Annotated in this window: 10 protein-coding genes; 2 read left to right on the forward strand and 8 right to left on the reverse strand. The window is 62.0% G+C overall.

All coding sequences use genetic code 11. The features are described 5' to 3' along the window. Positions 1 to 31 precede the first annotated feature (31 nt). Both kdgD and JFC13_RS11765 read left to right on the forward strand, forming a co-directional pair. Complete coding sequence (kdgD, locus tag JFC13_RS11760) at positions 32 to 979, forward strand: 5-dehydro-4-deoxyglucarate dehydratase (RefSeq protein ID WP_198397259.1); 948 nt, start codon at positions 32 to 34, stop codon at positions 977 to 979. A gap of 203 nt (positions 980 to 1,182) precedes the next feature. Further along, positions 1,183 to 3,243, forward strand: a complete 2,061-nt coding sequence (locus JFC13_RS11765) for an aldehyde dehydrogenase family protein (RefSeq protein WP_332839405.1) — start codon at positions 1,183 to 1,185, stop codon at positions 3,241 to 3,243. Between the two features lie 159 nt (positions 3,244 to 3,402). Here JFC13_RS11765 and JFC13_RS11770 read toward each other — a convergent pair whose 3' ends face one another. The 8 genes from JFC13_RS11770 to JFC13_RS11805 form a co-directional block, all read right to left on the reverse strand. Further along, the gene (locus JFC13_RS11770; protein ID WP_198397261.1) at positions 3,403 to 5,052 is read right to left on the reverse strand and encodes a M24 family metallopeptidase; all 1,650 of its coding nucleotides are present in this window, start codon (positions 5,050 to 5,052) and stop codon (positions 3,403 to 3,405) included. A 142-nt stretch (positions 5,053 to 5,194) separates the two neighbouring features. After that, positions 5,195 to 5,974, reverse strand: coding sequence for an ABC transporter ATP-binding protein (locus JFC13_RS11775; RefSeq protein ID WP_232488535.1), 780 nt, complete (start codon positions 5,972 to 5,974; stop codon positions 5,195 to 5,197). Between the two features lie 13 nt (positions 5,975 to 5,987). After that, entirely contained in the window at positions 5,988 to 7,007 is a 1,020-nt protein-coding gene (locus JFC13_RS11780; protein WP_198397263.1) for an ABC transporter substrate-binding protein, read from the reverse strand. A gap of 20 nt (positions 7,008 to 7,027) precedes the next feature. After that, positions 7,028 to 7,885, reverse strand: a complete 858-nt coding sequence (locus JFC13_RS11785) for an ABC transporter permease (protein WP_198397264.1) — start codon at positions 7,883 to 7,885, stop codon at positions 7,028 to 7,030. Between the two features lie 271 nt (positions 7,886 to 8,156). Then, the gene (locus JFC13_RS11790) at positions 8,157 to 8,915 is read right to left on the reverse strand and encodes an HpcH/HpaI aldolase family protein (RefSeq protein ID WP_198397265.1); all 759 of its coding nucleotides are present in this window, start codon (positions 8,913 to 8,915) and stop codon (positions 8,157 to 8,159) included. A 70-nt stretch (positions 8,916 to 8,985) separates the two neighbouring features. Further along, a complete protein-coding gene (locus tag JFC13_RS11795) occupies positions 8,986 to 11,892 on the reverse strand; it encodes an FAD-binding and (Fe-S)-binding domain-containing protein (RefSeq protein ID WP_198397266.1) in 2,907 nt (968 codons plus the stop codon). A gap of 11 nt (positions 11,893 to 11,903) precedes the next feature. Next, positions 11,904 to 13,505: a GMC family oxidoreductase gene (locus JFC13_RS11800; RefSeq protein WP_198397397.1), complete on the reverse strand. Its 1,602-nt coding sequence runs from the start codon at positions 13,503 to 13,505 to the stop codon at positions 11,904 to 11,906. Next, a complete protein-coding gene (locus JFC13_RS11805) occupies positions 13,505 to 14,080 on the reverse strand; it encodes a hypothetical protein (protein ID WP_198397267.1) in 576 nt (191 codons plus the stop codon). Before JFC13_RS11805 ends, JFC13_RS11800 begins: the two co-directional genes overlap by 1 nt. Positions 14,081 to 14,164 lie beyond the last annotated feature (84 nt).

Consider the following 14,164-nt stretch of genomic DNA (forward strand, 5'->3'; position numbering starts at 1 on the left):
TCATCATCCCGACTAACAAGGACATCATTCCGTGGCCAACTACCTGCCTCAAGAACTCGCCGACCACCTCAAGGACGGTCTCCTCTCCTTCCCTGCAACCGCCTTCACCGCCGACCTGACGATCGATGCCGATGCCTACACCGACCACATCGCCTGGCAGTCAAGTTTCGACGTCGCCGGGCTCTTCGCGGCCGGCGGTACCGGCGAGGGCTTCAGTCTCACTCCTGCTGAAGCCAAGGAAGTCGTCAGCTTGGCCGTCTCGACCTCCCGACAGGAGGTGCCGGTGCTCGCTTCTGCCGGCGGGGCCACCGTCCAAGCTGTGCAGAATGCGATCGACGCTGAGGCGGTCGGTGCCGAAGGCCTCCTCGTCCTCCCGCCGTACCTCACCGAGTGCAGTCAAGATGGCCTCTTCGAACATGTGTCAGCCATCTGTGCGGCCACGAAGATCGGCGTCATCGTCTACAACCGAGCCAACGCCATCTACTCACCCGAGACCGTCGAACGACTCGCCGACACCCATGAGAACTTCATCGGCTTCAAGGACGCCATCGGTGACATCGAACAGCTGACCAAGGTCTACGCCCGCACCGGCGACCGCCTCTTCTACCTCGGAGGTCTGCCCACAGCCGAGGTCTACGCCTTGCCTCTGCTCCAGCTCGGGATGAGCACCTACTCGTCGGCGATGTTCAACTTCGCGCCTGAGTTCGCCCTCGACTTCTACTCAGCGGTCCGCCGCCAGGATCGTGCTGCAGTCACGGAGAAGCTCAATTCATTCGTGCTTCCCTACTCGAAGATCCGAGATCGTGTCGCGGGCTACGGCGTCTCCATCGTCAAGGGCGGCCTCAAGGTCATCGGTCGAGACTGCGGCCCGGTCCGACCTCCCCTGCAGAACCTCACACAGACTGACCTGCGGGATCTCGAACAGGTAATGGCTGCTGCCGGAATTCAACTCGACCGCACCACCTCCGCGGTCGCCTGACCTGCACCAGACTGCAGGCACCAACGCACCACAGCTGCACAACCACAGATCGGCGCCGATCGGCTTGAGCCGGTCGGCGCCGACATCGCTCAACCGAAAAGAGGTCACTCATGACGACTCAGCTCACCGACACGAAGACCACAACGAACACCGACACCCCAACCTCAATCCCGTCGATCTCCGGCTCCTCTATCGTCGCCGGCATGAAGACACCTGGAGAGGGCGGGACCGCACGCGCGGTCAATCCTGCGACCGGTGAGGAACTGGAACCCGTGTTCACGCTTCTGAGTGAGGAGCAGGTCTCTGCCGCCATCGCCGAGGCACACGCAGCCTTCGCCTCCTACCGGAGCCTCTCCCCCACACTCCGCGCGAAGTTCCTCACTGACATTGCGGTGAACATCGAAGCCGCCGCAGACGTCATCGTCGAACGGGCAGGCCAGGAGACCGGACTTCCCGTCGGACGATTGAACGGAGAAATCACCAGGACGGCCAATCAGCTGCGCCTCTTCGCATCGGTCGTCCTCCTCGGCGATGCCCACGGTGTGCGCATTGATCCTGCACTTCCGGATCGCGCACCGCTGCCTCGACCCGATATCCGTCAGCGTCAGGTGCCGCTGGGTCCGGTTGCCGTCTTCGGAGCCAGCAACTTCCCACTCGCGTTCTCCACGGCAGGCGGTGACACTGCTTCAGCACTGGCCGCCGGCTGCCCGGTCATCGTCAAGGCACACAACGCTCACCCCGGCACCAATGAACTGGTCGGAGCAGCGATCTCCCGCGCCGTTGCCGACAATGATCTCAACCCCGGTGTCTTCTCGCTTGTCTACGGTTCTGGCGCACAGGTCGGCCAGCAGCTGGCAGCCGATCCTCGAATCGCTGCAGTGGGATTCACCGGCTCCAGAACTGCGGGCCTGGCCCTGTCCGCCACCGCCGCCGCGCGGCCAGTGCCGGTCCCCGTGTATGCGGAGATGAGCTCGATCAACCCCGTCTTCGTGCTCCCCGGTGCGATCGCCGATGACGTCGCCGAGGTGGCCCGAGGGTTCTTCACGGCCGTGACCGGTTCTTCGGGTCAGTTGTGCACCTCCCCAGGGATTCTCTTCGTCCCCACTGGCACTCGAGGAGATGCGCTGACCACGTACATTGCGAAGGAGTTCTCGGAAGCAACGGGGCAGACGATGCTCACCCCGTCCATCGCCGAAGCTTGGCAGCGAGGTGTCGATCAGCTTGCGGCTCAACCCGGCGTCACGGCACTAGCACAGGGAGCCGACGGCAAGACTCTCAACGCCCCGGGCCCCGCCGTCTTCACCGTCTCGGTCAAGGACTTCACCTCGAACGCAGAGCTGCAGAATGAGATCTTCGGATCGGCCGCTCTCATCGTGCGCTACGAGACCACCGACCAGTTGGCACCTGTCGTCACGGAACTCGAAGGACAGCTGACCGCGACGCTGCAGATGAGCGAACAGGACAGCACAACTGCGAACGCATTGGTTTCAGAGCTCGAGCTCAAAGTCGGTCGGATCATCGTCAATGGCTGGCCGACCGGCGTCGATGTGGGTCATGCGATGATCCACGGCGGACCGTTCCCTGCGACTTCGGCTCCCCAGACCACCTCGGTGGGTGCCACCGCGATCGAGCGCTTCCTTCGGCCTGTTGCCTATCAGAACATTCCCGATGCGATTCTGCCGTCAGTTCTCCAGCAGTCGAATCCCTGGAGAATCGGTCGCGCCGTCGATGGCAGGTACACCCCCGGGCAGGGTGGGGACCAACAAGGGGACTCTCCTGCGAACGCGGCGAGGGAGTCCGTCTCCGAGGGAGTACGTCGTCGCCTCGGCGATCTCGGGTTCGACCTTCCCGAGGCGAATCCAGCCAGTTACAGCTACAAGACGGTCACCGTCGCGGGGGATCTCGCCTTCGTTTCGGGACAGATCGCCAAGCACGGCGGTGAGGTTCCGGTCCAAGGTGTCGTCGGTGACGACCTGAGCGTCGAGGACGGTATCGCAGCGGCTCAGCTGTGCGCGGTCAACCTCATCGCTCAACTGGAAACGAACCTCGGTCTTGAGAACGTCGAGAGCATCGCCAAACTCAACGTCTATGTGGCCAGCCCCGCCGACTTCAGCAAGCATCCGATCGTCGCGGAGGGTGCGTCGAAGCTCCTCGTCGACGCACTCGGTGAAGCCGGCCGGCATGCAAGGACCGCACTGGGAGTTCCCCGCCTCCCTGCCAACTCACCGGTCGAGATCGAAGCCGTCATCAAACTCAAAAGCTGAGAGCACAACAGCACAGCGGCCCGGTCGATATCACGGCCGGGCCGCTTCATTTGTGCCTTGCTGCCTGGTGACAGATTCTGCCCCGCATACTTTCAACGCAATGGGCGGGCACTTCCTATTCGGAAGTGCCCGCCTTATTGTGCCTGCGAGGAGCCTGTCTCAGCGCTTCGAGAGGATATACGTGCGATCGTTGCCGACGTACCAGAGATCCTCCGTGCCGATTGCGACATCGCCATAGCGCCATGGAATCTCCGCTGCTCCGAAGGATCCGACCTGCAGCACGTGCTTGTAGCCGGGCCGCAGTTCATTGGCGAACGATTCCTGCTTGCCCATGAGGTGTCCGACATTGCGCTTGCGGTACTCCGTATTGAAGTCCACGTCCTCTCCGAGCATGCCGATTTCGACCATGCGCTCGAGGTGAGGTGCCAGATAATCCAAGGTCCCTTCGTGGACGTCTTCGCAGACTACCCCGGGCTTCAGCTGACCGATGATGCCCTCACGGACGACATCGAAGAAGAACTCATAGGCCTGTATCGCACCCTCGGTGCGCGGCAGGGAACGTGCCATGTCAGATGTCGCAACGGTCACACCGTCGAAGGTGATGCGCACACCGGCGTCGAGCTGAATGCACTTGGTGTCGACGTTGATCGGGAAATCGACCGGAGGCCCAGGGAAGAGCATCCGGTTCGATGAATGCAGATTCGTGAAATAGGGCTCGATCGCGAAGGGAATCGCATTGTCCGTCCGGAACTCGACGATCTTATCGACGTAACGCGAATAGATGTCCAGCTCGGTGAATTCCTCGCCTGCTGCCAAAGAGTCTTTGGCCCAACTCAGCGCCTCCTCGATGGCGAAGACGCTGCACCTGGCAGCGACGACCTGGAATCCCAGATCTTCGTGATCGCGGATGTCCCGCCAGTGTCCAAGCGGAGTCGACAGCTCGCTCACATTGGCACCTTCGGATTCCAGTTCCAGCACCAGTCCGGTTGGGATCCATTCTTCCTCGACGCCGATCTGAGTGCCGTGTGCAAGTGCCACAGCGCCGGCGCCGTACCCGGCGAACCGACCAACCGGAGTGCCTCCCACGCCATGAGCGGTTTCGGGTGCGAGCACATAGAGCTTTTCATCGCGTGCAGACCATAGGGCCAGCTGGTCCCCGCCCTGCCGAGCCCCGACGACTTCGCTGAAGTTCGGGGGCGCTGAGATGAGGACGGCGTCGAGACTCTCGTTCTTCGCCAGAGACTGCAATGCCTCATAGCGTGTATCGGTCTCTGATTGGATCTCCTTGGCGAGATCCGAAAGATGGTCGACGTCCTGAATGAGCCTCTTGGCGGTCTCGGCTCCGAGCCTGCGCCACTGTGCGAACCGTTCGAGCACAGCCTCGGTGTCAACCTCATAGGCCACGACCGGAGTGGTCGGCTGCTTGTCGGCAACGACGTCGAGGCTCTTCGATAGAGCCGAGTAGTGCTTCATGACGACATCGGACGCAAGACCGACCTGTTCGCCATCAGCCAGCTCGCCCACCAGAGTTGTCAGTGAAGCAGATGCGGGGGTGTCGGCGACGATCCGCGGGTCGATCGTCACCCATGGCGCATAGAACCTCATTCGATCCTGCGGAACTCCGGCGGACAGCGCGTTTCCCTGTTCCTGCTGACGTACAAGCAGAACCTCGCCTTCGGAGGTATCAGCGACGATCGGGGCGACCAGAGGGCTCGAATCAAGCCGAATCGCAGAGAACAGCAGACTCTTCTGGGCATTCAGTCCGAAGGAATCCGCCAGACGCGTCTTGTCTGTTGTCAATTTGATCATTGTGTATCCAACTCCATATGTGTTTCGTGAGACTCGTTCGTCTCTTCCGGTGCGAATGGCATCCGAAGTCGAATGGATTTCGGGCGGTCGGCCATCCGTCAGGTGTTTTCGTCGAGCCGAGAAGACTGAGCGAGCAGCCCGCTCAGCTGATTCCTGCCGTCACTCCGATGTGTGATTCGATTTCCGCGACATAGTGCGCGAAGTCCTCCGAGAACTTGTGCTCCTTTGCGCGCGGACGTTCGATGTCGATCTTGACGTCGGCGATGATTCGTCCGGGACGGTCTCCGACAACCACAACGCGGTCTCCCAACCACACCGCTTCGGAGATGCTGTGGGTGACGAAGAGGACACTGCAGCCCGTGCGGCGCCAAATGCGTTGGATCTCGAAATTCATCGAGTCTCGCGTCATGGCGTCGAGGGCCCCGAAGGGCTCGTCCATGAGCAGGATCTCCGGGCGCGAAACCAATGCCCGGCAGATAGCGACTCGCTGCTGCATGCCACCACTGAGTTCGTAGGAGTATCGGGTCGCCTTCTCCCCAAGTCCGACCATGTGCAGCAGTTCCATGGCATGCTCCTTGGACTCCGGAGTGACGGAATCACGAAACTCCAGGGGCAACAGCACGTTGTCGAGGTTGTTGCGCCATGGCAGGAGCACCGGGCTCTGAAACACCATGCCGATATCCTTGAGAGCCTCGCTGATCTCGCGACCACGGATGAGGATCTCTCCCTCCGTGGCGTCTTGGAGTCCGGAGATGGTGTTGAGCAGTGTGGTCTTTCCACTGCCTGACTGCCCGACGATCGAGACGAACTCTCCGGGGTTGACGTGGAAATCGAGATCTTTGAGGACCACGTTCTCCTGACCGTCTCGGGAGGTGTAGGTCTTGCCGACGTTATTGACTGAAATCGCGTAATCAGCGGTCATGGTCATTCTCCATTCACTTGGTGGGGGCCACTACGTCTTCGTCGTGGCGAATCGGATCGATGTAGTCATTGGAATAGATGTCATCGACCGTGAGCTCGGTCGAATCCTCGAGGCCCAGGAAGTCGGTGGCCACGGTGAGCATCTGCTGGACGCCGTCGTCACTCATCGTGCCGAACTGATCATCGGCATCTCCGGTGGCCCAGTTGAGTTCGCACTGAGACTTGAGCGCATAGGTCACAGTGTCTGCTTCATAGCCCTGGACTTCCTTTGTGAAGTCTTCGGCGGTCTGATCTGGGTTCTCACATGCCCAGAGGAAACCCTTCTGCATGGCCCTGTTGAACCTCTTAACTCGTTCAGGCTCGTTGGCGAGAGATTCGTCTGAGACCACGATTCCGTTGCCGTAGAGGTCGATTCCCACATCGGACCATTTGAGTATGGTCGCCTTCTCACCGAGCGCCATGAGCGCTGGCTCATCCGACACGTAGAGGGCAAGGTTCGCATCCCACCGGTCTGCCAGGAGCCCGGGTATCTTCGACTCACCTGTCGCGTGGACGACGTTGACGTCTTCCTCTTTGAGTCCACTCCGTTCGATTGCGAGTGGCCACATGGCCGTCATGGCTCCGGCACCTTCGGTGGCGACGGTTTTGCCCTTCATGTCCTCCCAGGATTCGATGCCTGAGCTTTCGAGGGCAATCGTCGCGTAGGCCGAGCGCGCCTGGAGCAGGTTCACCTGTTTGACATGTGCTCCTTTGCCCTGGCTGAGGATCGTGGCGCCGAAATCGGCCCAACCGGCGTCGACTCGCCCCGTCTCGACCGAGGTCACCGTGTTCGTCGAACCCGACCCGGGCATGAGCGAGACGTCGAAGCCTTCTTCTTCAAAGAACCCCTCCGCCTCGGCGGCGAAGAACGGTGCGTGCTTGGGCAGATAGGCGACGTCGACCATGAGGTTGAAGTCATCGAGACCGTCCTCGGGTGCACAACCTGCCAGACCCACGACGGAAAGGAGGAGCGGAGCCACAAGAAGCTTCTTCATGATATGCATCGTTCCGCGCCTCATTTCGTGTAGTTCTTCCATGGCAGCAACTTCTTCGACACGAGGTCGATGATGAAGAAGAGCAGAAGAGCAATGGCTGCAAGAACAATGAAGGCTGCGAACATCGACGGCAGGTCCACCTGGGCGTTGGCCAGCAGAATGACGTAGCCGAGTCCCTTGGAGCCCGCAATGAACTCACCGACGACTGCACCGCCGACGGCAAGCGAGATTGAGATCTTCGCGCCAGTGAAGATCGAAGGGAGCGCATAGATGAAGTCGATCTTCATCATCTTCTTCAGCTTCGATGCACGGTTGATACGCGCCAGATCCTGAAGTTCGTGGGGTACCGAATTCAGCCCGTCGAATGTATTGATGACGAGCGGGAAGAATGCGATGGCCATCGCCACAAAAGCCTTCGATTCGAAGCCGAAGCCGAACCACACGATGAATAGGGGCGCCAGCGCGACCTTAGGAATCGTATCGATGGCGATGAGCGCCGGGTAGAGGAAGGGCCGAAGGAACGAGGCATAGTAGAGCAGCGCCCCGCAAAGAACACCCAGTGCTGTACCGAGAGCGAAGCCCGCGAGACCCTCTTGCAGTGTGGTCAGTGCGTTGAGCGCGAAATAGCCGGGATTAGTGAATAGTTCTTCGAATGCAGAGACCGGACCGACGAGCAGATACTTCGGGAATTTGAAGATGAAAACCACTAGTTCCCATAGCGCGAACAGCGCGACGAGTCCCACAACTGCCTTGATGCCTGCAGAGACTGACTCAGACTTGATCAGTGACTGCTTCGGTTGTTTCCGTGGACTCATCGGAGGAGGGCCGGCCTCCACGTGTCGAACTGCATCGGCTTCGATGCGAGGTGTGGTGGTCATCGGCGATCCCTCCATTGGGTCGTGGTCCATGAGCAAAATTGGCAGTGCGTATGTGACGTGGAACAACTGTGGTGCGTTCCAGTATTCGTGAATTAGTAATGCCTGTCCAAGATTGTTTTCGCATGTTTCAATACCCTGAGGGAATCACCGAGTGCCGACTCCTCACCACGAATGCCGCCTTTTCATCGACGAGACAGAAGGTCGGGGAGCTCGAACTGTGCCCCGAGATCCCCGACCTTCAGCTGACGTTATGCATAAGACGCCATTAGGCTCAGCCCCGCGCTGTCGCCAGGTCCTCCCGGAAGGCACGGCCGGCTGCGCCGATGTCTCCCGCCGAGGTGATGAAGCGGAAGCCCTGTTCCTTGCGAGTCCTGGCCTCCGCACCATCACCGCAGTGGATGCCTGGGATGATGCCGGCTTTGTCAGCTGCCGTGCGGATCCGGGCGACCGCCTCGGCGTGGGCGTCATTGGGCTGACCGGGCAGAGCATCGACGGCGAACGCGAGGTCTGCGGGGCCGATATAGACGCCGTCAATTCCGGGAGTCTCACAGATCTTCTCGACGTTCTCCAGGCCATCCTTGTTCTCGATCATGACGAAGAGCAGTGGCCGCTCGTCGCGGGTGTCCTGCACCGCGTTGTGCATGAGTTCGGCGGTTGGTCCCCATGAACGGTCGCCGCCTCGGCTCGGGTAATCGAGGGCGGCAACGGCAGCCTCGGCATCAGCGACTGAGGACACCAGCGGCACGATGACCGCCTCGACGCCAGCGTCGGCGAGCATCCCGATCTCGGTGAAGCGGTTCGCCGCAACCCGGGCAGTGACCAGGGCGGATCCGCTGGCACGGATGGCATCTGTGAGCCGCAGAACATCGGTGGCTCGGGTGAAGCCGTGCTGCATGTCGAGGCACACATAGTCGTAGCCTGCGGCCGATCCGATCTTCGCGAGCTCCTGGCTCGTCGACATCATCCACAGTCCGTTGTAGATCTCTCCGGCGGCGAGGCGAGCGCGGTGGGCTTCCAATGCTTCAGTCATATGTGCATCGAATCACACGCGGCTCGCCGTTGCCAGGGATGCCCGGCATCCGGATCATCCCAGTACTGCATCAAATACTCGACTGTCCCACGAGATCGTCGAGTGCTTCGAGGATGTGGCGATACGGCTTCCCCGTCGCCCGTGTCATCCCGATCTCGCACGTCCGATTCGTCGAGGCGTGAACGTCCGCGCCGATCGATTCGACCTCGGCGGCTTCGTCCTTCGTCGCCGAGGCGGTGAGTTCGGGATGGAGCATGCCCCGGTCCCCCGCGAAGGCACAGCACCCCCAGGAATCGGGCACGCTGACCTCATCGGCGATGGACCCGGCGAGCGCACTCAGATCCTCGTTGATTCCCAGCTGGGTCGAGGAGCATGTCGGGTGGAGGGTGATCAACGGCAGACGATGCTCCGTCGAGATCACACCTCGATCCTGCAGTGCAGGGAGCAGAGTCTGTTTGGCGAAGGCCACCGCATCGATGATCTCGAATTCCTCCACTGCATCGTCACCATCGCCGCTTACGTTGTCATCGCCGCTGTCGGTCGACCCGGTCGAGTCACCGAGGAGCACCCGCAACCCCTCCGTGCATGAGGACGCATCACAGACGACGGGGATTCGTCCACCGTCGGTGGCCTCCCACAGCTCTCTGCGGACGTACTTGCGCATCGTGGCAAATCCCTCGGCCATCCCCTTCGACTTCCACGGGGTGCCGCAGCACAAGGAGGGAATGCCCCGCGGCGTGCGCAACGAGATCCCGGCTCGTTCGCACAGGCGACGGAAGGCACCGGCAACCCCATCACCTCTGCCGCCGTCTTCGGGCCCGAACATCGTGTTCGTGCAGCTGGAGAACCACACGACGTCCGGATTCGACGCCGAGACGGCCACACGCTTAGACCCTCCGGCCGGAAGATCAGCGGAGTAGCTGGGCACAGTGTCATCACCCAGAAGTCTGCGACCGATGCCCGTGGCCGCCGCGGGCAGCTGTGTGGGCATCGCCTTCGCGGAGCTCAATGCCACTCCCCCAGCCGAGCTGACCAGCCCCCACGCTTTAGCGGCAGTGTTCCAGCCGGTCTCTTCGATCGCGTTCGTGTTCTCCTGCCGCAGCCTGCGCACAAGATCCCCGGTGTTGATGAAGACCGGGCACGCCGTCTGGCACATGCCGTCGACGGCGCAGGTGTCGATCCCGTCGTAGTCGTACTCACTGCGCAGGGTTCGGGTCAGCTCCTCGTCCCCTGCCGCCTCGGCGCGGGCGATCTCGCGTCGCAGAACGATGCGTTCGCGCGGGGTCAGCGTGAGATCGCGGCTGGGACACACGGGTTCGCAGTACCCGCATTCGACGCAGCGGTCGACCTCCGCCTCGGTGGTCGGTGTGGTCTTGAGATCGCGCAGATGCGCCTTCGGGTCGTCGCTGAGCAGGACACCCGGGTTGAGCAGGGACTGCGGATCGACCAGCTCCTTGACCCGTGTCATCACTGCGTAGAGATCGTCACCGACCTGGCGCCTGACGAACGGTGCCATGATCCTCCCGGTGCCGTGTTCGGCCTTGAGCGTTCCCCCACGTGAGAGGACGAGGTCGACCATCTCCTCGGTGAATGCCGCGTACCGACCGAGGTCGAAGTCCTCGCCGCCGGTTCCACTCCCGAATTCCTCGGTGATCATGAAGTGGATGTTGCCGTCCTTCGCGTGCCCGAAGATCACGGCATCGGCGTAGTCGTACTGGTCGAACAGCTCGCTCAGAGCAGTGCAGGTCTCGCCGAGGCGGTCGACCGGAACCGCAATGTCCTCAAGCAGTGCCGCGGTGCCCGAGGGACGGTTGCCGGCGACGGCTGTGAACAGCCCTTTGCGGGTATGCCACAGCGCCGAGCGCCGCCGCGGATCGATCGTGAGCTCGGCCGGTCGGCTCAGTGAGAATGCGTCGAAGACCGGCAGCGCCGCAGACACGACCCGGCCGAGGCCTTCCTCCGTCTCCTCCTGGAATTCGACGAGCAGAGCGCAGTGCGAGTCCACCTCGAGGCCACGGATCTCCTCCGGGCACTTCTCATCGCGCTGGGCGACCCGCAGACTCGTGGCGTCGAGGAGCTCAACGGTGGCAGCACCGGTGGCGATGATCTCCGGGAGCACCGAGGTGGCCGTGGGCAGATCGTCGAAGACGAGCAGACCTGTCGAGGCGTGGGCCATCAGCGGCACGGTGCGGAAGGTCGCCTCGGCGACGAAGGCGAGTGTCCCCTCGCTGCCGATGACCAGATGTTCGAGGATGCGCACCGGGTCATCGTGGTCGAGGAACGAGTTGAGGCCGTAGCCCATGGTGTTCTTGATGGAGTGGAGCTGCGTGATCCGCGCGACCGCCTCGGCGTCGGCCCGGATCCGATCTCGGAGTTCGAGCAGACCCGCGTGGATAGCTGGTTCCCGTCTCCGCAGCTGCCCATCAGCGTCTGCCGCCGAGGTGTCGAGAACGGTTCCGCTGGGAAGGACGAGCACGGCCGAATCAAGCGTCCGATAGCTGTTCGCTTCGATCCCGCAGGCCATGCCGGAGGAGTTATTGGCGACGACTCCGCCGATGGTGCAGGCGATCTCACTGGCCGGGTCCGGCCCCAGTTTGCGCCCATGCCGCAGCAGCCGCGCGTTCACAGCCCTGACCACGGCCCCGGGTCCGCAGCGGACCCGGGCACCGTCGTCGAGGACGTCGATGTCCCTGAAATGCCTTCTCGTGTCGACGAGCACTCCGTCCGAGACGGACTGCCCGGACAGGCTGGTCCCACCGGAGCGGAAGGTCATCGGCACCCCGCTCCGCCGTGAGGCCGAGAACAGTGCCGCCACCTCCTCACGGTTCCTCGGCTTCACCACGGCCTGCGGTGTCAGCAGGTAGTGGGAAGCGTCGTGTGCGGCGGCCAGCCGGTCGCTGGCGCGGGCGCCGACCTCATCAGCTGCGGCCCGCAGATGATCGATGAGTCCCGTGTCGGCGGGAGAAAGCAGGGACATGTGGTTCCTTCCTAAAGCTGCTGAGTCCGCAGCTGTTCGGCGATGTATTCCGCCTGCCGGATCGCCAGTGCGACGATGGTCAGAGTCGGATTGGCCGCCGCGCTTGAGGTGAAGACCGAACCGTCGGAGATGAAGAGGTTCTTCACATCATGGGAGCGGCCCCATTTGTCGACCACACCGTCCTCAGGTCGTTCGCTCATTCTCGCAGTGCCCAGATTGTGCGTCGACGGATACGGCGGTGTCCGATGCGAGGTCTGTGCCCCGACCGCCCTGTAGACGCTCTCACCTGCAGCGTAGGCGTGTTCGCGCATTGCCAGGTCGTTGACGTGATCGTCGTAGTGGACGTTCGGTACGGGAAGACCGTACTGGTCCTTGACCGTGGTGTTCAGTGTGATCCGGTTGGACTCCTGCGGCAGGTCCTCTCCGACGATCCACATGCCGGCCGTGTTGAGGTAGCGATCCATGAGCGCGGCGAAGTCAGGACCCCAGGCGCCGGGCTCGACGAATGCCGACATGAAGGCCGGGCCCAGCGAGATCGTCTCCATGTAGTAGCCTCCTGCGAATCCGCGGTCGGGATCGTGGATCGACTCATCGGCGATGACGCCGGCCATGGTCTCACCCCGGTACATTCGCACGGGCTTGTCGAAGTGCCCCCACACTGTCCCGGTGAGGTGGCGCATGTAGTTTCGCCCCACCTGTCCCGAGGAGTTCGCGAGCCCGTCGGGGAAGCTCGGTGTGCCCGAGAGGAGCAGCAGCCTGGGCGTTTCGATCGAGTTTCCGGCCACGCACACCAGCTTGGCGGCCTGACGCTGCAGATTTCCTTCCCCGTCGAGGTAGAGGACAGCGTCGGCGTTCCCTTCTGAATCATGGGTGATCTGGACGGCCTGAGAATCGGGACGGAGATCGAGCAGGCCCGTCTCCGCTGCTCGTGGGATCTCTCTGACCAGGGTCGACCATTTCGACTTGTTCTTGTCTCCCTGGAAGTTGAAGCCATCCTGGATCGAAGCGGGACGGCCATCGTATTCCTCGGCATTGGTGGCATAGGGGCCGGTGGCGTAGTAGCGGTACCCGACCTCCTTGGCGCCGTTGGCGAAGACCTTGTAGTTGTTGTTCGCCGGCAGGGGCGGACGTCCGTGGACGTGAGTCGAACCCATCGATTTCTCGGCTCGGTCGTAGTACGGAGCCATCTCCGCGAGCGTGATCGGCCAGTCGAGGAGATTGGCTCCCTCGATGCGTCCGTAGGCACTGCGGGCACGGAACTCATGATTCTTGAAACGCGGGGTGGCTCCGGACCAGTGGGTCGTCGTGCCTCCGACGGCTTTGACGATCCATGCCGGCAGGTTGGGGAAGTCCTGCGCGATTCGCCACGATCCGGTCGTCGTCCGCGGATCCAGCCAGGCCATCTGGTTGAACGCTTCCCATTCGTTGTTGACGTAATCGTCATGTCCCAGATGGGGACCTGCTTCGAGGACGACGACGGGAATTCCCTTGGCCGTCAGCTCATACGCGAGCGTGCCACCTCCGGCGCCTGACCCGATGATGACGACTGCCTCGTCGTTCTGGTCGATGCTGTAGCCGGTGACACTGCCACCGGACGCTGGTTTCGCTGCCATCATCTCTTCACCTCGCCCATGTCGGCCTGCTCAGCGCTCGGCTGATTCGTCGATTCGTCTGCCACGTTGACCGTCTGCGGTCCCAGGTGCGCACCTGGGCCGAGTTCTGGCAGGTCCTCGCCTTCCGGATAGAGGATGCGCGGTTCGGGCAGCCAGTCCAGATCGTTGAATCCTCGATGGACATAGCCGCCGAGGTCGAACGACGGACCTTGGTATCCCAGGATCTCCCACACCTCTTCGTCGTCGTAGAGGCCGAGTGCCGCGGTGCGGCGAACGAATCCGAAGAACTCCGTGCCTTCGACCCGGCGCAGCACCCGCAGGGCTTCGTCGTCACCCAGTGAGCAGAAGCTCTTGTCCGAGAGCTGATCAAGTGACTGCAGACCCTGGATCAGTGCCACCCGGAACCAGGTCTCAGCGTCGGCTTCGACGAGGATCTTGTCGGCGGTCCGTTCATAGGGTCCATCGGGAAAATTCTCATGTGGAAACGCCACACGCAGAACTCTGACGAGTGTTCGCCGAGCTTCATCGGTCATCTCCATCGCATTCAGCGACGGAAATTTGGCGGGGAATGCCATCTGGTGCTCCTTTGCTCCTCTTCTGGTGTCCCGGTGCTGATATCTCGCTGATCCCGGGCACCTTTGCCGAACCGGTCACAAGCA

The organism is Brevibacterium antiquum, from assembly GCF_016107655.1.
Classification (GTDB): Bacteria; Actinomycetota; Actinomycetes; order Actinomycetales; family Brevibacteriaceae; genus Brevibacterium; species Brevibacterium antiquum.